Source organism: Actinokineospora sp. NBRC 105648 (assembly GCF_030269645.1).
Taxonomy (GTDB): Bacteria; Actinomycetota; Actinomycetes; order Mycobacteriales; family Pseudonocardiaceae; genus Actinokineospora.
In genome coordinates this window covers 170271-194901 of sequence record NZ_BSTR01000010.1, presented here as the reverse complement: position 1 = coordinate 194901, position 24631 = coordinate 170271, and the positions used below count along the sequence as shown (strand labels likewise).

The following is a 24631-nucleotide window of genomic DNA, read 5'->3' as shown; positions in this document are numbered from 1 at the left end:
GGTGCTCGGGCAGTCTCAGGCTGCGGGGAGCGCGCCGAACCAGCGCGCGGGGTCGGTTTCCTGGCTGGGGACCTCAGCGGCGGCGCGCGCGGTGGCCGCGGCCCGCAGGTTGGTCAGCGCGCGCTCGACCGGGGCGCCGACCTCGGCGAGCAGGAGGCGATTGCCCTCAACGGCGAGCACCCGCAGCGCGGTGTGCGCGGGGAGCACGACGTCGGCGGCCCGGTCGTGGTCGAGCAGCCCCTCAAGCCTGCGCGCGGTGGTGGTCCAGATCAACAGCTCGACCGGTCCGGGCACGGCGGCGCCGACAGTGGTCACGGCCAGCATCGGCGCGGTCAGGGTGACCACGGCACCTTCGACGTGCTCGATGCGTGCCGCCCCGCGCACCACCACACCGCGCGCGGTGGGCAGCCTGCGCAGCCCGGCGGAGAGGCACGTCTGGAAGGCGGCGTCGTAGCTGCCGGGGTTCTCTGCATACACCCGCACGACGGCCAACTCGGTGAGCATGGCGGCGTGATCGGTGCCCGCCGCCCGCAACCCGGGCCGCTCGGCGAGCAGCCGGACGACGGCCTGAGTGGCGGAGTCGTAGCGGGTCCCCAACTTCGCCCGAACGGCCCGCCGCTGCGCGTCGGAACTGGTGGCGTCCGCGGCCACCACGACGACCGGCTCCGGGGTCTCGACGGTCGCGGGCGTCCGGGTCTGGTCCTGGCCCTGGTCTCGGTCCTGCTCGTGCTCGTGCTCGTGCTCGGCGAGGAGCGGAGTCGGGACGGCGGACTTGGCGGTGGTGGTCAACGCGGTGGTGGTCAACGGGAGAGCGCTGGGCAGCGGGGCCTGGGGCGCTGCGGGGGCCATCGCGGGGGTCGGGGCGGCGATCCGCGCTTCGGGTGCCGGGGTGTGGCTCGGGATCGTCAGCGGGAGCCGTGCCTGCGGGGCGGGTGCGGTCGTGCTCTGGAGCGCGGTCGGCGCCGGGCCCGGGATCGTCTGCGCGGGGGTGGGGGCGGTCGTGGTCTGGGGCAAGAACGGAATCGGGCTCCGCGGGCCGGTGGGGGCGGGTGTCGTCCCCGTCTGGTTCGGCGCGGTGTCGACCGTCGGCGGAGTGGCGGCGGGCTGCGGAGTGGTGGAGTCCGGAGCCAGGACGGCGCTGATGCCAAGGGCGGCCGCGGGGGTGGGCAGTGGGTCGACCGCCACCGGGGTCTGGTCTTCGGGAGCGGTCACCGAACTCGGCGGGGCAACCGGGGTGGACTGCAGCACCGTGGTCGGAGTGTCCTCATCGGACAGTGCGGATGGGACGACTCCGGGGGCTCTGCGCAGCGCGACAGTGGGGGCGTTCTCCGCCACAGCGGGCCCCTGCACGGGCGGCACGAAGGCAGCGGGATGTCCGCCCTGTGAGCCACCCCATTGCGGCGCCTGCCTGCTGGGGGCCAACGGGTGCTGACCCACGTTCGAAGGAGAGGGCTGCGCCGCGTAGGGGAAGGGACGCGGGGTGCCCTGCGGACCGGTGGCAGACCAGCCGTTCGGAGCGGCGTTGGCGACACCGTGGGAAGCGCCACTCGAACCCCAACTCGGGACACCGTTCGGCGCGGGGTGGGAGCCCCAGTTGGGCGCGCCGTTCAGTGGGCCGTTCGATCCGCTGTTGGAAACCCAGTTCGGAGTGTGGTTCGAGGCGCCGGCGCCGTTCGACAACTGGTTCGGCATACCGTTCGACGCACTGTTCGGAGCGCCGTTCTGGAGGCCGTGCGGAGTGCCGTTCGACACCCGGCTCGGCCCGCCGTTCGATCCCCAGTTCGGGGCACCATTCGAAGCGCTGTCCGGACTCCGTTTTGGCGCAGCGTTCTGGGCGCTGTTCGAACCCCAGTTCGAGGCGCTCTCCGGGCCCCAGTTCGGGAACCCGTTTGAAGCTCTCTCCGGTCCCCGGGTCGGAGCACCGTTGGGAGCGCTGGTCGGACTCCAGTTCGGGGTGCCGTTCGAAGCGCTGTCCGGTGCCGAGTTCGGGGTGCCGTTCGGGCCGCTGTTCGGGGTGAGGCCGGATGGCGTGGGTCGCGGATCGCCTTCCCGCTTAGCCCGGGATCCGGCGGTGGACGCCTCTTCGGTGGGCTGGGCGGGGCGGAGCACGGCCGCAAGGACGCGCTTCAGCCTGCGTTTGCCCTTGGGCGTGTTCTGGCCGCCACCGGGGTCACCGCTCTCGTGCACGGCTTTCCTTGTGACAGGAGCGGAAGCGTCGGCAACCTGAAGCCACGGTGCGGCGGTCGGGCCACCACCGGCAGCGGTGGGGGCGGACTTCACGGCAGGCGCCCAGGGCGAGGTAGCTGCGGCACCATTCGTCGGAGCACTGCCGAGTGCGCCCCGGACGGTAGGTCCGCTAACTGCGGGGGAAGCACTCGGGGGCTTGGGCGCCCACTGCGAGAGGACCTGTGCCGTGGGCGCACCCGGCCTGGTCGAGTTGGGCAGCGCGGCGGGGGTGTTGTCCATCGGAGACCACTGGGCGCTCCAGGTCAGGTCCGCCGGGGAGCTTGGGATGGCACCTGAACCGGGCGCGGCCAGGAAGTCGGCGGGAGCGGGTCCAGCGGCCACTCTGGCGTCTGTGGTGGTGCTCGCTTGCCCGAGGTCGACATCCCCGCCGACGACGAAGCCGGTCGGGTTGACATCGACCGCGATTGCTGGAAAGCGATCGGGGTTGGCGTTCACGGGGAGTCCGTGCGGGCTGGAGCCCGCCACGCTCGCGGAGGAGCCTGCGGGCGCCGAGGACTCGCGGGAGTCGACGACCGGGTCGAAGTCCACCCCGGTCACGGGGACGGGGGTGGAGTCGGCCGCGTTCGCGGGAACGACGGCGGGGTTGGCGTGGGCCGAGATGGCGTGGGAGTTGGGAGCGGCGGAGCTGAAAGTGGCGCCCGCGCTGGAGGCTGCCACGGCGGTGAGCGTGCCGACGGGGTTGGCCGTCGGAGTCGCGCCTTGGACGTGGGGCGGCTGGGGTGTGCTCCGCGGCTCCGCGATGGCGCGGGACAGTTGGGAACGGGTCAGCACGATGGTGGGTGTGTCCACATCGGACGATCTCGCGGCCGGGAGTCGTTCGGCGGTGCGAAGTCTGGCGGCGGAGGCCGCGGCCGACGGGGTCGCCGGGGTGATCCGCAGCAGCTCCCGGGTGGCCGAGGGCAACCCCGCGGTGACGGCCACCAGCGCCGCGTGGACGGTGTCGGGGACCGGGGCGGCCAGGACGAGCTCGGGGTGGTCCGTGGTCTGGGTGAGCCACGCGGGCTCGACCGGGTGCGCGTCGGGGCGGGCGAGCAGGCCGCGGGCGATCACGTCGAGGGACCAGCCCGGTGCCAGGCGGTACCGGGCGGGGGCGAGCAGGGTCATGGTCGGGACCGGCGCGACCCACCGGTCCAGGACGGGCGCGTGGCCGGGGCGGTAGACGCTCTCCACCGCGAACGGCCGCCACCGCGGTGTGCCCTCGCTGTCGAGCCACGTCGGGCCGGGAGTGCCGGGGGTGAACGCGTCGTCAACCGGGAGTCCCTGGTCGATGGGCACGCCGTGCAGGGCGCGGACCGTACTCCCCAGCGCGTCGGCGACGAGTTGGGCCAGGTCGGTGCCGTAGCAGGTGAGCACGACGCCGTCGCGGACGTCGGCGGGGAACGAGCGGAGCAGTGCCGCCACCGCCAACGGCGACGGCGCGGGCTCGCCTGGGGCGCCCGCCACCAGGGTTGGGCGGTCGGGGTCGGGGAGGGCGTCGAGGATCGGATCGACCGCGCGATCGGGCCCGCCCGCGGCCCGGATCCACAGGCCCAGCGGAATCTCCCGCACCCCAGTAGGCAACTCAGCGGGCAAGTGCGGTTGCCACCACGGCTCCGGGAACCGCCTACCGGTGCGCCGCCGATCGGTCTTGCCGCCGTGGGACACCCAGCCCGCGTCCGGGCCCGCCACGAACGTGTGACCGGCGGCCAGCGGCAGCAGCTCACCGTCGGGGGCGACGACCTCGACGCCGAGCCGATCGGCCAGCCTGCGGGCCAGTGGGACCTCACCGACCGAGGTACCCGCCTGGTCGAAGAGCCGGACGCCGGTGGACACGTGCTCGTCGAGGTCGGCGATCAGCCACGGGTCCAACCGGGCCAACGCCGCCGCCGCCGACGGCGCCACCACCACGGCGGTCCGGTGCCGCTCCGGAGCCAACGCCGCGGCGAAGGCAGCGGCCTGCTCGTCCGCGCCGGGCTCGCGCAGCAACAGTGCGTGCCCCGTCCGCTCCACCGTGACGTCCACGATGCCCTCCTCTCCACTCACCCCTGTCACGGCCGGCGAGCACCAGATGGTTCACCGAGGATCGGATGGCGTTCTTTCCCCAGTCGCACAGGGCGATCCGCGCATGGAAGGGGTGTTGGGTGGGCAGGGACGGGCAGGGGGTAGGTCGCTGGCACACGAGTGGCCGCCCGGTCGGCGTGTCGGGCGCCCGGCGCCGGTGGGTCGGCGCGGTTGGGCGCCGGTCCCATCGGCAGGGTTGGGTGCCCGGTCGGGTCGCGAGGGTTGGGCGCCGGTCCGATCGGCAGGGCTGGGTGCCCGGTCGGGTCGGCAAGGGTTGGGCGCCGGTCCGATCGGCAGGGTTGGGCGCCGGTCTGGTCGGCAGGGTTGGGCGCCGGTCTGGTCGGCAGGATCGGGCACAGACCCGTCGGGTCGGAAGTGTTGGGTGCCGGTCTGGCCAGCACGGCCAGGTACCGATCGGACTGGCCAGGCTGGGCGCCGGTCCGGTCGGCAAGGCTGGGCATCGGTCCGGTCAGCAGAGTTCCGGTCAGCAGAGTCAGGCACCGATCGGTCGGCACGGTCGGGAGCCCGGTCTGGTCAGCACCGTTGGCGCCGGTCGGGTCGGGAGGTGGGTGGCCGAACCAGTCGGCAAGTGGGGCGCTGGTCCGGTCGGCAATGGGTCTTCGCCCAGCGAGTGTGAGTGGTGGTCGGCGTGCCGGGTGGCCGGCCCGGCAGGCATGCGGGGTGGTCGTGTGCGGCCTGGCCGGTCCGCCGACGCGGATCGGGTCCGGCACGGCTGGTGCCGGACCGGTGACCTCGGCCACGTCGGAGCTGCCCTATTCGACATCGGCCACGTCGGGGCTGCCGTATTCGACATCGGCCACGTCGGAGCTGCCCTATTCGCCAAGAGCGAGGGATCAAGGCGGTGTCGGCCCTGGGCTGAGGGACAAGTCCGAGCTCCCCGCGCCGCACCTCCTCTCACGCAACGAATCGAACACACGTGCAAGTTCCCTGTCCACATAGCTCGTTCGAGTGACAACCCACAGGCAACACCGACGACCTATCCAGAGCCGAAAAGTCCAGCCTCGGAACCGAGAGAGTCCAGCACCCACGCGCAGACCGGGCCGCGACCCACACAGACCAGACCGGCGCCCCGCACACCAGTCGCGCCGCGCACCGATCGTGTCGCGCCCGAGCGCGCGCACCGGTTACTCCGACCATGCCGCACACCAATCGCCTGCGAACCGACCACGTCGCGCATCGAGAACCTCGCGCACCGATCGCGCCCGCACGGGCCGGACCGCATGCCGGCCGGACCGACCACGCCGCACATCGGCGGGGGCTGAGGTCGTCCTGACCGGCCAGGAACGGGGGCAGGTCCAGATCGGCGAAGTCGGTGCCCGCCGCCACCTCGATCGCCGCCATCACGCGGGCGCCCGACCGGGCGTCGGGAACCGCGAAGACCCCTGGCGCGGTCACCGCCAGGTGCCTGCGCAGGCCCCCTCCTGAGATGCCCGCTGGCGGACCGCACATCTGACGCCGATGCAGTCCCCTGGGAACGCCCGTCGGTGGACTGCGCGGATGTTGCCCCGCGCACCTAGTGAACGGCTGTCGAACGCGTAGTGGGGGTGGGCGTGCATTGGGCGCGTTGTCGGTGCTGGGCGGGTGACGTTGTCGGGTGCTGGGCGGGCGACTTGGGTGCGGGATCGGGTGCTGGTCGCGGCTGACTGGGCGCGGGCGACTTGGCGTTGTCGTCGGTGCGTCGTTTGGGCGGGTTGAGGGCTGGCGGGGGCCCGTGTGCCGTTGAGGCGGGTTAACGGGCGTCGGGGGCATGTTCGTTGGTGTCGTCGGGCTCGTTGGCGTCGTCTACTGGGAGGGGGCGGCCGCGCGGGGGGAAGCGGAGGGTGCGGGGGTCCTCGGCGTCTGGGCCGATTACCAGGGCGACGATTTGGCGGAAGAGGATCGAGGCGGCGATCTCGGCGATGAAGCCGGGGTCGGCGGGGTGGTCGGACACCAATCGGTAGCCGTCGCCGTCGGGGATGAGGATGCCGTCGTCGCCGCGTAGGGGGATGTAGCCGCCCTTGGTGGCGGCCGCGCGCATTCGGTTGATGTCGGCGTCGCGCAGGTGCAGGGCCAGGGCCTCGGCTTGGGCCTTGGACGTGGGTGCGGCCTCCTCCCCCAGCGACTCGCGCAGGTCGTCGAGCTCTTGGCCGACCTCGTCGACGTGGGCGGACCAGTCCGGGTCTGGGGAGGCGGCCGTGGCGGCGTGCGCGGCGGCGATGCCCGACGGCAGGCCGCGGGGTACGCCCGCGGTGGGCTTGGCGGTGATGAACTGGTTGTTCGCGTCGAGCGGGATCGCGTGTACGCGCCCGAGGCCGGCGATCGACGTGGGCGTTGCGGGCACGATGGTGCCCTGCTGCGGGTCGACCAGCGACACCACGCCACCGACGTTGACCACGTTCCACGCGTGCCCGGTGCCACCGTTGGCGCTGAAGGCGAAGACCATGGCGTCTGCGCCGTGGCCGGCCCGGCCGACGCGGTCGATCACCTCGGCCAGTGCGGTGGGGCCGCTGCCGACGAACTCCGGGGCGTAGGACGACCACTCCGCCGCGCGCGAGACCGCGCCCTGTGGTGGCCTGCCGAGTGTGCCGATGCCCGCGACCCGGGGCTCGCCGTGGAAGGTGGAGTGGAACGACACCGCGGCGTCGACGCAGTTGACGTCGCGGCCCGGGGCGAACCGGTTGCCGTTGACCAGGCCGACCCAGCGGCTCGGGTCGACGAACCGGGCACCCGGGGGCACCACCGACGTCAGCGCCTCGATGTCCACAGTGGACGCCGGGGCCAGGGTTTCCTGGATGGTGCGGTTGCCGGGCGGCGACGGGAAGGTCACCGGGCCGGAGTCGGCCTCGAAGTCCGACCGGGACCGCTTGGTCCCGCGCGGGCCACCGGCTGCCGCCGGCGCGGGAGACACCGGGGCCAGGCTCGGCGACTCGAGCGATCGGGCTACGTGATCCGTCGCCGGTGACGACAGGGCCGCGTGGTCATTCGATGACGACGCGACATAGTCAGATGACCGTCCAGCGGCATGATCAGTCGACGACGACGGGACGGCGTGGCCGGTGGATGACCACGGCAGGGCGGCATGGTCGGTCGACAAGTGCGGCGAGGTGGTGCCATCAGACGACGACGAAGGCGAAGCGGCGTGATCGGGCGTCAACGAGGAGGGGGCGGAGCGGTCGGTCGTCGACTGCCGCGGGGTGCCGCGGTCAGTCGACGACCGCTGCGGGGTGCTGCGGTCGGTCGACGCCTGCCGCGGGGCGGTGTGGTCGGTCGGTCGCGGCGGGGCGTGATCGGTGGTCGTCCACGGCGAACCGACCACGTTCGGCTGGTTGGCCGGGCCTGGCTTGGCGCGGAAGGTCTGCGGGTGGTCGGCGGGCAGGTTCTCGATGTCCGAGACGTCCTCGAGGATCGGTGCCAACTGCTGGGTCGGCGCGATCCGCGGCGCGGCGGAGCGCGCGGTGACGCCGTCGGCGATGTCCTGGGCGGTGTACCCGGCGCCCGGGGGGACGGTGTAGCTGGTGGGGCGGGTCTCCCTGGGCAGGTTCGCCACGAAGTCCACGACGTCGGCCAGGGCGAGGTTCGGGTCGACGTGCAGGGTGCGGCCGCGGTCGTCGGGTGTGGCGGGCGGCACCGGCGCGTGCGCGCCCGCCGGGCTGAGCACCGCGCCGTCGGCGGACCTGGTCACGGTCAGCGGGGCGGGGATGGGGTGCCGGGAGTGGGTCCACACGTCGGCGATGGTGATCAGGCCGGAGCGGAGGGCGTCGGCCTCCCAGACCCGGACCCGGACGTCCTGGTTGGTGTGCACGGTCACGGTGTGCGGGGCCTGGCCGGTGTTGCGGGTGACCCACTTCCACGCCCGCTTCACCCAGTCCGGGCTGCGGTTGGAGTGCTTGGGCGCGACGTCGACGTGGAAGTCGGCGTTGACGTCGAACAGGTAGGACCGCCCGCCCTGCGAGACCACGGTGAGGTCGAAGGCGGCGTTGGAGTTGGCTTCAGGGACCGCGATGCCGCTGTCGGCGCCCAGGGTCGGGACGGTGGCGACGTTCGCGGGCCCGGGGGTCAGCGCGTCCTTGGGGTGCAGGGCTGTGCCGCCGCCCTGACCGGCGCCGGTGATGCCGCGGGTCCAGGTGACCGTCTTGGACTCGCCGGTGAGGGTGACGTCCTCGGTCTCGCGGCCGTGCTCGACCTTGGCGCCCGCGGGCACCGGGGCCAGCAGGGTGAAGGTGCCGGGCACGAAGTCCGCGCTGATCCGGAAGTCGAACAGGTCGTCGAAGAAGGTGTGCTTGGCACCGATCACCTCCTTGGCCGAGTAGGTGTCACCGCTGAACATCGACCAGCCGCCGTTGTGCAGCGCGGTGCCGGTGGTCATCGAGTGCACCGCGTACTCCGCGGTCGTGCCGCGGGTGGTGAACGGCGACCGGTTGGCGCGCGCGTTCTGGAACGCCGCGCGGTTGACGTTGGCGCCGTTGGCGACCGGCTGCTGGGACAGCTGCGCGTAGGAGACCTCGCGGATGGCCTGGACTGTGCTCTCCCCCAGCGACTCCAGGTGCCACATGGCCTCCGGGGCGAGCACCCGGGGCCGGGCGGGCGCGATGCCGTTGACCGGCGCGTACGGGTTGCGCGGCAGCACGTCGAAGGTTGGCGCGACGGCGGGTCGGGTCTGCGGGGCGACCACGTTCGCCTTGGGCGCGACGAGGTCGACCGAACCGTGCACGTCGAGCGGCGGGGCGGCGGGGACGTTGCGGTTGAAGTGCCGGACGGCGGTCAGCGTGAGTGCGTCGGCCGAGGGCATCGGGGTGCGCACCCGGGTGATGTCGAGGCGGTAGGTGACCGGGTGGGTGGAGCGGTCCAGCTTGTCGAAGGTCAGCAGTCGCATCGGCTTGAGCAGCCTGCTGCCGGGCAGCGTCCGGACCTTGGCGACCTGCCTGCTGATGCCGGTGAGCAGGCCCAGCATGCCGAGCTTGCCGCCCGGGCCGTTCTTGGTGGTGCCGTCCGGCTCGGTGACCTTGGGCGCGTTGGTGCGGTGGACCATGTCGTTCTGCAGGCCCGCCGACCCCTGGTACGAGGTGTTCTTCTGGGTGGAGTTCGTGGTGGAGATGTAGGAGTAGGTGGTCTGCGAGTTCGGCACCACCGGTGTGCCGCGCGGCGCGGGCGGGTTGGCGTCGGGGTGGGCCGAGTTGGCCGGGGTGCGGACCGCGGTGACCCGGACGTCCACCACGTCGGAGAAGAACGGCCCGTTGTTCGGGATCGAGATGACCCCGACGTCGGTGAGCACGTCCTTGAGCGCGAGGTGGCTGCGCGGGCTGGTGAGCAGCTCCTCGATCCGCTCCACCACGTCGTTCTGCCACTTGCCGGTGACACCGAGTTGGTTGAGCCTGCCGCGGGCGCCCTGCATCGGGTTGGCGTTGTGCAGGCGGGACTTGAACACCGTGGTCGTGCCGTGCGAGACGTAGGCGTTGGGGTTGGCCGGGTCGGGCAGCAGGGTCTGGGTGTTGCCGGGCGGGGCGGGCACGGGTGCGGGCGCCGGTGCCGGGGGCAGCACGGCGGTGATCTCCGGCGGGACGTCGAGGTTGCTGTGGGTGAACAGGTCGGCGGCGGCCTGCGCGGGCAGCTGGACCAGGATGCCGTCGGGCTCGTCGACGGTGACCGCCAGCGGGTCGAGCGCGGTGGTCTTGATGTTGTTGCGGATGGTGAGACCGCTGTCGTAGGCGTAGCGGACGTCCATGGTCAGCCAGACGGTCGGGCCCTTGTAGTTGAAGAGCTGCCGCCCGCCCGGGGTGAGGTCGTTGACCTTGGTCTTGCCGCCCTTGCGGTTGCCGCCGAAGACCATCCGGACCCGGTTGCCGAACGGGCTGACCCGGCGCGGCAGCACGTCGAAGGCCAGCTCGCCCTCGATGCCCCGGTTGCGGGTGTTGGTGTTGTTGACGACCAGGTCGCCGTCCTGCCTGCGCTGGAGCTGCCCCTCCTTGCGCACGTCGACCACGCGCGGGGAGGAGTAGGTGGCCTGGCCGACGAGCAGGCCGTTCATGTCGGTGACGCGGCCGGGCTGCAGGAGCTTGGTCGGACCGTGCACCTCGCCGTTGAGCCCGAAGACGCTGAACCCGCGCATGCCGACCTGGGAGATGAACTGCCGGATCACCTCGCCGGGGCTGGTGCCCGGCTTGGTGAGCTCGGAGAGCTTGTACTGGTAGCGGTGTGGCGCGGCGTTGGCGGGCCGCACCGTCTCGGTGACCTGCCGGGTGCCCCAGGACGGCCACATCCCGCCCGCCCACGGCGAGCGCCGGGTGGACCGGGCCGGGTTGGGACCGGGGTGGGCCGCCGGGTTGGGGGCGGGCAGCGCCGTGACGCTCTTGGCCAGCGCGATCTGCAGGCCCTCGGTGGTGTTCGGGGTGACCCGCACGTGCTCGACACCGGCGAACTCGCCGAAGAGCACCGGGTCGACGATCGTGTGCGCGGCGGGCAGGTTGGGCGCGGTGCCGACGTAGATCGCCGGGGCCAGACCGCTGGGCTGGGGTGCGCGGTCGGACCAGGAGAGCTTGTCCAGCGGCGCGGACACCGTGATCGCCGCGGGGACGGTCTGGGTGCGCAGGCCGCGGGTGGCCGCGGGCACCGGCTGGCCGTTGCGGGCGTTGTCCACCAGGGTGCGGTTGGGCTCGGTGAGCCGGGTGGCCGAGTTCGGGCCGCCGGTCATCTTGCCGCCCAGGAAGATGCGCTGGAACCAGTTCGGCAGCGTCACCTCCCGGTGCACGACGACCAGCTCCAGGTCGCCGTCGAAGGCGCGGTACTCCCCCGCCGAGGCCGTGATCCGCCCGTCGCGGCCGTTGGTGCCGATGTTGCTCGAACGGTTGCGCTCCCAGGTGGCCGAGAGCACCGCGCGCGGCAGGCTGGTGGAGGTGGTCGCGCCGCCCTCCTCCTTCGCCTTGCCCTCGGTCGGGGCGTCCTTGAACGCCGGGCGGAACTCGCCGCCGACGCCGATCCGCGCGGTGCGGGTGATCTGGTCGGTGCGCCTGCGCACCGAGGTGACGTGGTCCTGGACCGTCGCCTTGGTCTGGCCGGAGCCGTAGGTGGAGTTGGGCGCGACGACGCGGGCGTGGACGTCGAGGGTGTGCAGCGTTCGGCCGGTGACCCAGGTGACCTGCTCGCCACCGTGCAGCGCGTTGTACAGGGAGGTGATCTTGGTGTCGCCACCGAACTTCTCGTCCACGGCGGTCTGGCCGTTGGCGTCCAGGCCCGCGTTCAAGAACGCCGTGATGTTCGCCGCGCCGGGCACGGCGACGATGTCGTCGGTGCCGATCTGGTATGGCTGGGGGCCCGCGTTCCGGGGCGTCGAGTGGTTGTGCGACAAGCGGTCGGGCACCTGCAGCCCCAGCTCGCGGGCCACCGAGACCGGGACGGTGACCAGGCCGGTCACCGTGGTGTTGACCGGGGCGCCGCCCGCAACGGTGACGGTGACCGGGCGGTCGACCCGGTAGACCAGCTCGGGCTGCGAGCTGTTGCGCTCCACGGCGGTCTCCACGCCGCGGCTGTAGCCGCCGGTGCGGCCGCTGGAGAAGTCGGTGAACAGGCCGACGAACCACTGGTAGGCGGCGGTGTCCTGGCCGGCGGCGAACGCGAACGCGGCGTTGGCGTCGCCGCCCTTGGCGGTCGAGGCGGTCGCGGTGTGCGCCGTGCGCTGCTCGTCGACCTTGCTCGACGGGCCGACCAAGGTCGCCTGGGGCTGGCCGTTGTGCGCGACGACCACGTTCTGGCCGCCGATGGTGGCGGCCACGGTGCCGTTGTCGGGCATCCGCAGCACCCGCTGGGAGGCGAGCAGGTCGGTCACCTCGTTGTGGTGCGCGGCCCCGAGTTGCGCGGTGACCTGCGCGGTGTCGGTGAGCGGGACCTTCGTCGCCTCGACGTTGACCTGGCGGCGGACGTTCTGCGGCAGGTTCTGGGCCTGCCCGCCGGTCGGCCGGACGACCGGCACCCGCAGCCCGAGGTCCACTGTGGACGTCCCGGGGGGCTGGACGCCGCCGATCCGGGTCGCGGTGATCTCGATCTCGGTGTTCACCCACTGCCGGTCGCCGGTGCGCACCCCGGGCCTGCTGGAGGCGTTGGACACCATGCCCTGGGTCTTCTTGCCGGTGAAGCCGACCGAGGCCAGCGGCCGGACGAACGGCACCGCGTCGACCACGGGCGCGAGCGAGACGAGCGGGACGCGCACCGGCAGGTTGCTGGAGGTGGACACCGCGTTCGGGGTCTGGCCGTCGTCGCGGATGGTCTTGATGATGTCGGGGTTGGCACCGGAGACCGCGTTGGACTTGCGGGTGTCGCCCGGGCGCTTGGGCGTGCCGGTGAGCAGCACCTGGACCGGGCCCGCGGCCGTCTCGACGGTGATCTCGTGGCCGCGGTTGACGATGTCGTGCAGGTTGTCGCGCACGGCGTTGGCGGCTGTCTGCCCCGCGGTGGTGCGGACGTTGAGGGCCTGGTCGTTGAACAGGGCCGACACCGACTGCTCGACGCCGGTCGTCGGCCCCATCCGGTCGATCACGACCCGATCGGTGAACGGGACGTCGGTGAGCAGGGTGAGACCGCGCTCCACGTCCGCCGCCACGGCCGCGGTCTTGGCCAGCCCGGCGGAGGTCTTGGCGTTGCGGGCGGTGTTCTCGGCCGACTGGGCGTCGGCGTTGGCGTGCCCGGCGGCGGTGGCCGCGGCGTCGCGGTGGCCCCGGATCTGCGCCAGCAGGGCGCGAACCTGGTCGGCGCGGGTGTCCGCGAGCCCGCGGGCGGTGTCGGCGGCGGCGCGCAGACCGGTGGCGTTGCGCTGCATGCCGCCCAAGGGCTGGCTGTCGAGGTTGAGCTGGTTGTTGGCCGTGTCGATCTGGTTCTCCAGGTTGAGCACCTGGGCGTCGTGGGGGGTGGCGATCGGACCCGGCGCGGCCTGGTTCGGTTGTGCCGCCTGCGCCGCCTGGATCTGCCTGACCGCCGTGCGCTGTGCCTGCTGGGCGGTGCGCAACTGGTCCCGCAGGACGCCGATCTGGTCGCGCTGGGCGCGCAGCCGGGTGCGCAGTCCGTCGACGGCGGTCTCGGCGGCGGTGGCCAGGTTCTCGGCGTTCACGGCGAGACCGTCGAGCCGCGCCTCGTCGAGGACGGCCTGCTGGAGCTGGGGCATGAGCGCGGCGGCGGCCTGCGCCTCGGTGGCCGCGGTGTCCCGGTGCGTCTGGGCGTTCTGCGCGTGCTGGTCGGTCTGGCCCGCCGAGGTGGTGGCCGCGCCAGCGGCGTGCGCCGCGGCGGGCGCGCCCGCGGCGACGGCGGCGGCCGCCGCGGCCGGGCCCCTGGCTGCCTCGTGCGCCCGGGCCTCCTGGGGGCGCAGCAGGTCGATCTGGGCCTGGGTGCCGCGGCGGACACCGCGCGCGGCGCCGAGGTCGGTGGTGAGCTGCGCCTGGTTGACGTTGAGCAGGCGCAGCCGCTCGCGCTCGGTGGCCAGCTCCGCGGCCAGGGCGGCGCGCTGGTCCTGTGGCGCGTTGTCGTGCCTGCCCTGCACGCCCGTGACCACCCGGCCCTGCGCGGTGATCGCCGCGGCGCCCGCGTTATGCCTGCGCTGCAGGTCGTTCTCCCTGCCGACCTCGGTCTCGAACCGCTGGACCAGCGTCTGGATCTGGTCGCGGATCACGTTGAGGGCGTGCACCAGCGGGGCGGCGATCGCGGCGGTGCGGGCCACCGCGGCCTGGGCGGACCGGTTGGAACTGGCGGCGGCCAGGGCCTGGGCGCTGGCGCCGCGGGCGGACTGGGTCGCCTTGGTCACGGCCTGCTGGGCGGTGTCGCGGTGGTGCCCGGCACCCTGGATCGCGGCGGTGGCCCGGGCGACGGCGTCGCCGGGCGAGCGCGCGCCGAAGGAGTCGCCGACGGCCTGCGAGCCGGTGGACCCGGGGTTGTCGACGGTGTCGCCGCCGATGAACTCGCCCTGCGGGTCGAGCATGATCGCCCAGACCTTGCCCGCCGCGGGCGGCTTGTCGACCCCGGACCAGGTGCCGGACTGGGCGTCGACGTGCGAGACGGTGCCGCCGTTGTTCACCACGTTCCAGGCGTGGCCGTCCTTGGCGTCGGGCGGGGTGGTGAACACGATCGCGTCCGCCCCGTGCCCGGCCCGCTGGACGCGCTTGACCACCTCGTCGAGGGCGGCCTTGCCCTCGCCGAGGAACTCGGGCACGTAGCCGGTGCGCTCGCCCGCCTCGGCGACCCCGGCGCGCTTGGGGCCCGCGACGGTCGGCTTGCCGCGCCAGGTGTCGTGGAAGGACACCGAGGTGTCGACGCAGTTGACCTGCCCCTGGGAGCCGTTGATCAGGCCCACCCAGGTGGTGAAGTCGGTGAACTCGGCCCCCTTGGGCACCAGGGTCTCCAGTGCCGTGGTGTCCATTGTGGAAGAAGGGTTCGGAGTGGGGTCGTGGTCGCCGCGGTCCACCGAGGTGGACTCGGTCTCGACGTCGTCGCGCGAGCGCTTGGTGCCGCGGGAACCGAAGGTCCCGGGCCCGTTGTCGGTGGTGGTGGCGGGGGACTTGCCGGTGTTCGCCGGGCTGGACTCCTCCGCGATCTGCGCCAGGCCCTGGGTGCTCGAACCCTGGGTGGTCGGGTTCTGGGAGGTCGAGCTGTGCGCGGGGACGAACGAGGTGGGGTTGCCGAGGCGCAACGGCCGCGGACCGCTGCCGGTGATCACCCGGTTGGGCGCCTTGCCGTTGGCCGTCGAGGTCGAGCCGGTCGCTCGCGGACGGGGCGACCACGGCGAGCGCTTGCTGACGGACGGGGTCGCGCTGGACGGGGAGTTGGACGGGTCGGACGGGTTGGACCGGGTGTTCGAGGAGCTGGGGGTGGCGCTCGGGCGGGGGACGGCGGGCACGCGCGGCACATCGGGGACCGCGGACCGCCCGGCGACGTCGGTGAGCACGTCCTGGCCAGTGAAGCCCGCGCCGTCGGCGACGACCACGGTGTGCGGCTGGACGTCGCGGCCCAGCCCGGCGATGAAGTCGACCGCGTGCTGCCTGCTGACACCGGCCTCGATGTGCAGGGTCCGGCCGCGGTGGTCGGGCGCGAGGTTGTTGGCCGCGGCTACCGGGTTGGGCTGGGCGTGCTGCGGGTGCAGCACCGCGCCGTCGGGCGACGGCGAGATCGCGAGACCACCGGGCGGGTTCTTGCCCGCCTGGGTCCACACGTCGGCGAGGGTGATCAGCCCGTGGCGCAGCGCGTCGGCCTCCCACACGCGGACCCGGACGTCGCCGGTGCTGTTGACCTTCACCGTGTCCGGCACCGCCGTGGACGCGGTGACGCTGTTGGAGTGCTTCGGGGTGGCGTTGACGTAGAACTCGGCGTCGACGTCGAACAGGTAGGACCGGCCGCCCTGGGCGATGACGGTGAGGTCGAAGATGTTGTTGGACTTGGCCTCGGGGACGCCGGTGCCGTTGTCCAGCCCGGCCACCGGGGTGGTCGCCAGGTTCGCGGGCGCCGGGGTGTGGTTGTCCCCCGGGTGCAGCGCGGTACCGCCGCCCTGGCCCGCCCCCATCAGGCCGCGGGTCCAGGTGACCGTCCGGGAGGAGCCGGTGACGTCGACGTCCTCGGTCTCGCGGCCGTGGTCGGCCTTGCCCGCGTCGGGCCCCGGCAGGACCTGCCGGAAGGTGCCGGGCACGAACCGGGCAGTGACCTGGAAGTCGAAGGTGTCGTCGTGCAGGGTGTGCTTGGCGCCCACGACGCCGTTGACCGAGTAGGACGGCCCGGTGAACATCGACCAGCCGCCGTTGTGCAGGGCGGTGCCGGTGGTCAGGCTGTGCAGGGCGTACTCGGACGTCGTGCCCTTGCCGGTGTAGGTCGAGGTGTCGGCCGCGGCGGTGGTCATCTGGGCCCGCGGCACGTTCTGCCCGGCCCGCAGCGGGGAGTTGCCCAGCTGCGCGTAGCCGGCGTCCCGGATCGCCTTGGCGGTGCTGGAGCCCAGTGACTCCACGTGCCACATCGCGTCCGGGTCGAGCACCTGCTGGGGAACCGCGTTGGGGTGGCCCGGGTCGAGGGTGAGCGGGTTCTGGGCGACCACGTCGAAGGTCGGCGCCACGGCGGGCGTGGTCATCGGCGGCGAGGCGGCGGCGGTCGGCGAGACCAGGTCGACCGAGCCGTAGACCGGGACGGGGGTGCCGACCTCGCCGTTGCGCTCGAGGCCGCGGGCCTGGCCGAAGCTGATCACGTCGAGCATCGGCATCGGCTCGCGGACCCGGGAGATCTCCAGGGTGTAGGTGACGTCGTGGGTGGAGCGGTCGAGCTTGTCGAAGGTCAGCAACCGCATGGGCTTGAGCGTCTTGCTGCCCGGAAGCGTCTCGGAGGTGGCGACCTGCCTGCTCACGCCGGTGAGCGCGCCGAGCATGCCCAGCGTCGAGCCGGGCTCCTGGGTGGTCGTGCCGTCGGCGTTGGTGGTCGTCGGCGCGGTGGTGCGGTGGACCATGTCGTTCTGCAGACCCGCCGAGATCGCCGACGACCCGGTCCTCTGGGTGGCGTTGGTGGTGGTGATGTAGGAGTAGGTGGTCTGCCCGTTGGGCACCAGCGGGGTGATCGGGTTGTTGGGCCTGCCCCGCCCGGCCGGGGCGTTCTGCGTCGGGGTGGCGGTGACCCGGATGTCGACGACGTCGGACCACAGCGGATCGTTGTTGGGCACCGAGATGACGCCGCTGTCGCTGAGCACGTCCTTGAGCGAGAGGTGCCCGCGCGGGCTGGTCAGCAGCTCGTTGACCCGTTCGACGATGTCGTTCTGCCACTTGCCGGTGACGCCCAGCTCGTCGAGCCGGGCACGGGCGCCCGCCAGCGGGTCGGCGCCGTGCAGCCGTGACTTGAAGACCGTCGTGGTGCCGTGGGAGACGTACCCGGTGCCGTCCTTGACCAGCGACTGGTTGTTCCCGGGGGCGGCGGGCGCGGCGGGCAGCACGGCGGTGATCTCCGCGGGGACCGCCAGACCGCTGGCGGTGAACAGCTCCGCCGCGGTGCGGGCGGGCATCTGCACCAGCACGCCGTCCGGCTCGTCCACGGTGACCGGCACGGTCTCGGTCTGCGCGGTCTTGATGTTGTTGCGGATGTTCAGGTCGCCGGTGTAGGTGTAGCGGACGTCCAGCGCCACCCACACCGTCGGGCCCTTGTAGCTGTAGAGCTGGCGGCCGCCGGGGGTGAGCTCGCTGGTCTTGCCCCGGCCCCAGCGCTTGTTGCCGCCGAAGGCGAGCCGGACCCGGTTGCCGAACGGGCTGATCCGCTTGGGCAGCACGTCCATGGCGAGCTCGCCCTCGATGCCCCACTGGCGGTTCTTGCCGTTGTTGACGACGAGGTCGCCGTCCTGCCTGCGCTGCAGCTGGCCGTCCTTGCGGACGTCCACCACGCGCGGGGCGGAGTACTCCGCGGTCGCGCTGAGCGCGCCGTTCATGTCGGTGAGGCGCCCGGACTGGAACAGCTTGTGCGGGCCGCCGACCTCGCCGTTGAGGCCCAGCACGCTGAAGCCGCGCCTGCCGACCTGGGAGACGAACTGGCGGATCACGTCGCCCGCCGGGGTGCCCGGCTTGGTCAGGTCGGAGAGCTTGTAGCGGAACTGGCGGTTCGGGCCACCGGTGCCGCGGTTGGACTCGGTGATGTCGCGGCGCCCCCAGGACGGCCACATCCCGCCCGCCCACGGCGCGCGCCGGGACACCGCGGGCGGCGGGACGACCGCCGGGCCCGGGTTCGCCGCCGGGTTCTGGTTCTGCGCCGGGTTCTGCGGGAGGGCCTCGACGCTCTTGGCCAGGGCGATGTGCAGCCCCTCGGTGCTGTTCGGGGTGACGCGCACGTGCTCGACGCCCGCGAACTCGCCGAAGAGCGCCGGGTCGACCACAGCGCTGGTGCCGGGCAGCGCGGGCGCCTGGCCGAGGTAGATGCCCGGGGTCATGGCGCTGGCCGGCGGCTGCTTGTCCGACCAGGCGAACTTGTCCGTTGGCGCGGAGACGGTTACGGCCGCGTTGACCGTCTGGGTGCGCAGCTGCTGGGTGTTGGGCACCGCCTGCCCGGCGCGGGCGTTGTCGACGTCGGTCTTGCTCGGCTCGACCAAGCGGTCCTGCGAGCGCGGACCGAGGGTCATCTTGCCGCCCATGAAGACCCGCTGGAACCAGTTCGGCATGGCGACCTCGCGGTGCACCACGACCAGTTCGAGGTCGCCTTCGAAAGCCCGGTACTCGCCGCCGTACGCGGTGACCCGACCGTCGCGGCCGTTCGTGCCGATGGCGGAGGTGTTGCTGCGCTCCCAGCTCGCCGAGATGACCACGCGGGGCAGCGCGGTGGAGGTGGTGGCGCCGCCGGTGGGTTTGCCGCTGGGCTTGTCCTTGAAGGTCGGCCGCACCTCGCCGCCCACACCGACCTTGGCGTTGCGGCTGACCTGGTCGGTGCGCCTGCGCTGCGAGGTCGCGTGGTCCTGCACGGCGGTCTTGGTCTGCCCGGACGGGAAGCTGCTCGCGGGCGGGCGGATCGCGGCGTAGATCTCCAGGGTGTGCAGCCGGTTGCCCTCGGCCCAGGTGACCTGCTCACCGCCGTGTAGGGAGTTGTAGATCGCGGTGAGCGTCTTGGGCGCGGTGTCGAACTTCTCGTTCACCGCAGCCTGGCCCGCCTGGCTCAAGCCCTGGTTGACGAAGCCGAGGATGTCGTTCTTGCCCGGCACAGCGACGATGTCGTCGGTGCCGATCTGGTAGCTCTGGTTGCCGACCTGGCGCGGGATGGTGTTGGCCGGGGTGTTCGCCAGGTGCTGCGGGATGGGCAGGCCGAGCTCCATGGCCAGCGGCACCGGCACGGTGACCAGGCCGGTGACCGTGCCGTGCACCGGCTGGCCGCCCGCGACGGTGACGGTGACCGGGCGGTCGACCTGGTAGACCAGCTCAGGCTGGCTGGAGTTGCGCTCGACGGCGGACTCGTTGCCCCGGCTGTAGCCGCCGGTGCGCTGGCTGGCGAAATCGCTGAACAGGCCCACGAACCACTGCAACGTCGGGGTGTTCTCGCCCGCGGCCATGCCCAGACCCGCGGTGACGTCGCTGCCCTTGGTGATGATCGAGGACGGGGTGTTCGCGGTGCGCTGCTCGTCGACCTTGTTCGACGGGCCGACCAGGCTTACCTGCGGCTGGCCGTTGTGCGCGACGACGACCTGGCTGCCGCCGATGGTCTTGGTGACCTGCCCGTTGTCCGGCATCTGGAGCACCTGGTCCGAACCCAGCAGCGAGGTCACCGCGCCGCGGTGGGCCGGGTCGCCGAGCGCGGTGGTGACCGCGGCGGTCATCGCCGGGGGGACCCGCACGGCGTCGGTGCCCAGGTTGGAGCGGCCGTTGACCGGCAGTGGCGCGGGTGCCGGGGTCGCCGGGACCACCGCCGGGACGCGCATCCCGACGTCCACTGTGGACGTGACGGGCCGGTTGACGCCGATCCGGGTGGCGGTGATCTGGATCTGGGTGTTCACCCACGGCCGGTCGCCGGTGCGCACGCCCGGCCTGCTGGAGTTGTTGGAGGTCATGCCCTGCGAGCGCTTGGCGGTGAAGCCCGCGGAGGCGACCGGGCGGATGAACGGGACGGCGTCGACGATCGGCGCCAGCGACACGAACGGGACGCGGATCGGCAGGTTGGACGAGGTGGTGACGGTGACCGGGACCTGCTCGTCGTCGCGCTTGGTCTTGACCACGTCCGGGTGGGAGTTGGGGGCGGCGTTGACCGTCGCCGAGGTGCGGGTGTCCCCGGGCCGCACCGGGTGGCCGGTGAGCAGGACCCGCACCGGTCCCGCCGGGGTGTCGACGGTGATCTCGTGACCCTGGTTGATGATCGTGCCCAGGTGCTCCTGGACGGCTTGCGCGGCGGCTTGGCCCGCCTGGTCGGCGACCTGCTGGGTGTTGTCGTTGAACAGCTGGGCGACCGAGTCGGTCAACTGGGTGGTGGGGCCGAGCTGCTCGATCACGATGCGGTTCGCGAAGGGCACGTCACCGAGGAGGGTGAGACCACGCTCGACCTCGCCCTGCGCGGCGCCCTTCTTGGCGTCCCCGGCGGACTTCTTCGCGGCGCCTGCCGCGGTGGTCGCGGTCTGCGCGGCCGCGGTGGCGGTCTGCGCCGCGTTCTGGGCGGTGTCGCGGAAGCCGTCGATCTGGGTCAGCAGGTTGTTGACCACGTCGGCCTGGTCGTCGGCGGCCTGCTGGGCCCGGTCGGCCGCCTGCTGGAGCCTCTGGGCGTTGACGTCGGCGGCGGTGATCTGGCCGGTCAGCTGGGTTTGCTGGGTGGTGAGCGGGGTGAGCTGCTGCTCGAGCCGGGTGACCTCTGCGTCGAGGGCGACCTGCGGGTCCGGGGTGCTGCCGGGCTGGGTGGCGGCCGTGCTGCTCTCGGCCTGACCGGTCTGGTTGGACTGGTTCGCGGCAACCGCGGCCGCGTTCGCCTTGGCCGCGACCTTCGCGGTGGCGATGTCCTGTTCGAGGGTCTCGATCTGCCCGGCGAGGGTGTCGGCCTGCCCCTGCAGGTCCTGCGCGGTCTGCGCGGCGTTGTCGGCCATGCCCTGGGTGGCCACGGCCGTGTCGTGCAGCGTCTGCTCCTGGGCGGCCTGCACGCCCAGGTTGGGGATCGCGGCGGCGGCCTGCTGCGCGGCGGTGTTGGCGGTCCGCTGGGCGTTGTCGATCGCGGCGACCTGCGGGCCGGTGCGCTGTGCCTCCCGCGCGGCCTGCTGGGCGTGGCGTTCGGCGGTGCGCGCGGCATCGGCCGCGGCGACCGCAGCGGCGTAGGGACCACGCGCGGCGGCGTGCGCGGCCTGCTCCTGGGTGCGCAGCCCGCCGATCTGGGCCTGGGTGGCCTGGCGCGTCTGACGCGCCGTGGTCAACGCGGTGTCGACCTGGCCGCGCTCGGTGTTGAGCTCGTCGAGTGTGTCCTGCTCGGCCCGCACGTCGAGGTTGGCCGCGGCGATCGCCTCGGGGGTGGTGGCCGCGGTGACGGCGTTGGCGGCGGTGTCGACCACGCCCTGCTGGTTGCCGATGGCGGTGTCGAGGCGGTCGCGGCGCTGCTGCAGCTCGTTCTCGGCGCGCAGCTCGCCCTCCATCCGGGTGGCCAGCCCAGCGATCTGCCCGCGGACGGTGTTGAGCGTCTGCACGAGCGGGTTGGCCAGCGCCCGGGTCGACGCGGCGGCGGCCTGCGCGATCCGCAGCGCCTCGGCGGCCGCGGCGGCCTGCGCGGCGGCGGAGCGGTGGCTCAGGTCGGTACCGATCGCCGAGGCGCGCACCTGGGCGCCCGCGGTGTTCGCGTCCTGGACGGCCTGCTGGGCGCGGGCCACCGCGTCGGCGGGCGGGCGGGCACCGAAGGAGTCGCCCACCGCCTGCTTGCCGGTGCTGCCCTGGTTGGCCACGGTGGTGCCGCCGATGAACGCGCCGCTCGGGTCGAGCGTGATCGCCCAGACCTTGCCCGCGGCGGGCGCGGTGGTGGAGTGGGTGCCGGACTGGGCGTCCACGTGGGACACCACGCCGTGGTGGTTGACGATGTTCCAGGCGTGCCCGTCCTTGGCACCGGGCGGGGTGGTGAACACGATCGCGTCCGACCCGTGGCCGCCCCGCTGGACGCGCTCGACCACCTCGTCGAGCGCGACCTTGCCCTCGCCGACGTAGTCCGGGGCGAACCCGGTGCTGGTGCCCGCGTCGCCGACCGTCGCCCGGCCGGTCCCGGCGCTGGTGGGGTCGCCGCGCCAGGTGTGGTGGAACGAGACGGCGGTGTCGACGCAGTTGACCGTGCCCCGACCGTTGTTGATCATGCCCAGCCACTGGGTGAAGTCGCTGAACGGTCCCGGTACCGCGGCGGCGAGCCGGGGGTTCCGGTTGCCCCGCTTGGGCGTCGGGGCGGGCTTGTCGAGGCGGGGGCGCTTGTTGGGGGTGAAGCCCTCCTGCGCGGTGGCGGTCGCGGGCGCCTTGACGGCGGGCTTGGGAGTGGTCGGGACCGTTGTGGTGGGGGTGGCGCTCTTGGAGGCGGGGGGCTTCGAGAGCTGGGACGTGGTGGTGGGCTTGGTGGCGGGCTTGGACTTCTTGGCCTTGGAGAGCTTGTTCGTCGGCGTCTTGGGAGCCGCCGACTTCGCCGACGACGTGGCCGCGGCGGTGGCGGTTTCCGGGGTGGGGCCGGTGGTGGTCTTGGTCGGGGCCGCCGTGGTCGGGCTGGTGGGGTTGACGGGGGCGGGCTTGGAGGTGGTCGGGACCTGGGTGGACGCCGTAGTCGAGTTGGTTGCCGTAGTCGAGGTGGTTGCGGTGGTCGAGGTGGTGGGGCGGCCGCCTGCCTGGCCCGGAGTGGACTGACCGGTGTTCGACTGGGTGAGGCTGGTTTGGCTGGTGCTGGGCGGAAGGGTGCCGGACTGGCCACCGCGGGCGCCGGTGGACTGGCTGCTGCCGGACGGGGTGTTGTTCGCCTGACCGGAGGTCGTGGTCGTGCTCGACTGGGCGCTGCTGGTGGTCGACTGGCTGGTCGACGTCGTACTGGACTGGCTGGTGCCGGACTGAGTAGTGCTGGACTGGCTGGTGCCGGACGGATTCGAGTTGGACTGGGCCGTGCTCGACTGTGTGGTGCCCGAAGGCGTGGTGCCCGAAGGCGTGGAGTTCGACGGCGTGGTGCTCGACTGGGTCGTGGTCGAGGAGCTGGTGCCGGACTGGGTGGTGGTCGCCGGGCTGGTGCTCGACTGGTTACCGCCCACCGTGGCCGGGTTCGACTGGGTACCGCCGGGCTGACCGGTGGTGGGCTGGGTGGAGCTCGTCGGGACGGTGCCGTTCTGGCCGATCCCGCTCTGCCCCGGCGTGTTCTGGCCGAGGCCGCTCTGGCTGACACCGGGCTGGGTGGGACCGGTCTGGGACGGGTTCGACGGGGCCGGTCCCGGCTGGCCAGAACCCGGCTGGGAGGTGCCCGCTTGGCCGGTCGCGGTCTGCGGGACCGGGGAGTGCTGTTCCCCGGTCTGGGTCGACGGCGGTGTCTGCGTGTGCGGGGTGACCTGGGGCGCGCCGTCCTGACGGCCGGGCAGGCTGCCGACCGAGTCGGTCGGACCGGACTTGCCCGGGGTGTTCGTGCCGCCGGTGACCGGGTTGTTCCCGCCGGTGCCCTGGCCGTTCCCCCGGGTACCGCCGGGGGTGGTGCCTGCCCCCGGGCCGCTGCCCGGGACGTTCGTGGTCGGGGTGCCCACGCCGCCGCGGGTGGGGGTGCCCGGGCCGGTGGCGACCGGGCCCGTGCCGGGGACGTCCTTGCCGCCGAGATCGCCCTTGCCGCCCAGGTTGCCGTTGGTGTCGACGCCGCCGCGGGTCGGCGTGGGGGTGGGTTTGCCGTTGGGGTCGACCACGTTGGGGGGCGTGGTGTTCGGCTTGTCCCCGCCGCGGGTGCCGTTGGTGTGCGACTGGCTGTCGCCCGGGCCGCCCTTGCCCGCGAGGGCGGAACCGATGGCCGAGCCGGAGGCGCCCGCGATACCGGACACCGCACCCGAGGAAGCCGAGTACGGGTTCATCTCCCACTCGCCCTCGGTGAGGTACTTGTAGAGCGCCTCGGTGAAGACCTCGTGGAAGGACTCGACGCCGATCTCGGTGATGTGCTCCGGGATGGACTTGTGCCAGTTGACCTTGTTCTTGGCGACCTTGCCCAGCCAGTTGTCCAGGCCGGAGGTGGTGATGTGGGCGAGGGCCTTGCCGAACCCGGCCAGCGGCAGGGTCAGCGCGCCGCCGAGCGCGCCGACCGCCGCCGCGGTCGCGGTGTACTTGGGGTTCCACTCGTGCCGGGAGCCGCTGGCGAACTGGATCAGCTGCGCCACCACGTCGATCACCAGCTGGAAGGCGATGCCGACGACCTGCGCCTGGATCACCTTGATCAGCAGGCGGCCGAGCAGGGTCTTGAGCAGCCAGCGCACGATGGCCATCCGGGCGGCCAGCCAGGCCATGCTGCCGCCGCCGGTCCAGAACGCGTTGGCGATGGCCCAGGCGATCTCGATGATCAGCGAGATCAGCGTCAGGATCGAGACGATCTTGACGTACTCTACCTCCAGCGCCAGGTCGCGCAGGAACTTGGCCAGCGCGCGGAACTGCTCGTCGGCGATGGAGATGTAGTTGTCGGTCCCCTCGACGTAGGGGGCCATCCGGTTGGCGAAGGCCTGCTCGGCGGCGCCGAGGAAGGAGGCCCTGATGATCCTGACGGAATCGCGCAGCTGCGGGGCCAACTCGTTGCTGAGGCGGTTGGCGGCGGTCTCCCAGGCGTCGGCCAGGGCGCGCAACTTGTCCTCGTTGGCGTCCGGCCACTCCTCACCGGTGAGGACCTGGAACAGCTTGCGGACTTCGTCAGGGACCATCAGGGCCATCGGAACTCACCCCTC

2 protein-coding genes are annotated in these 24631 nt (G+C 72.8%); both read right to left on the bottom strand.

Annotated features, from left to right (window positions below; genetic code table 11):
- Nucleotides 1-15: 15 nt before the first annotated feature.
- Entirely contained in the window at nt 16-4248 is a 4233-nt protein-coding gene (locus QSK30_RS12675) for a hypothetical protein (protein ID WP_285502499.1), read from the bottom strand.
- A 1789-nt stretch (nt 4249-6037) separates the two neighbouring features.
- Nucleotides 6038-24607, bottom strand: coding sequence for a toxin glutamine deamidase domain-containing protein (locus QSK30_RS12670; protein WP_285502496.1), 18570 nt, complete (start codon nt 24605-24607; stop codon nt 6038-6040).
- Nucleotides 24608-24631 lie beyond the last annotated feature (24 nt).

Excerpts from the sequence above, each read along its gene's own strand:
- QSK30_RS12670 (WP_285502496.1), bottom strand. The coding sequence starts at position 24,607 with ATGGTCCCTGACGAAGTCCGCAAGCTGTTCCAGGTCCTCACCGGTGAG.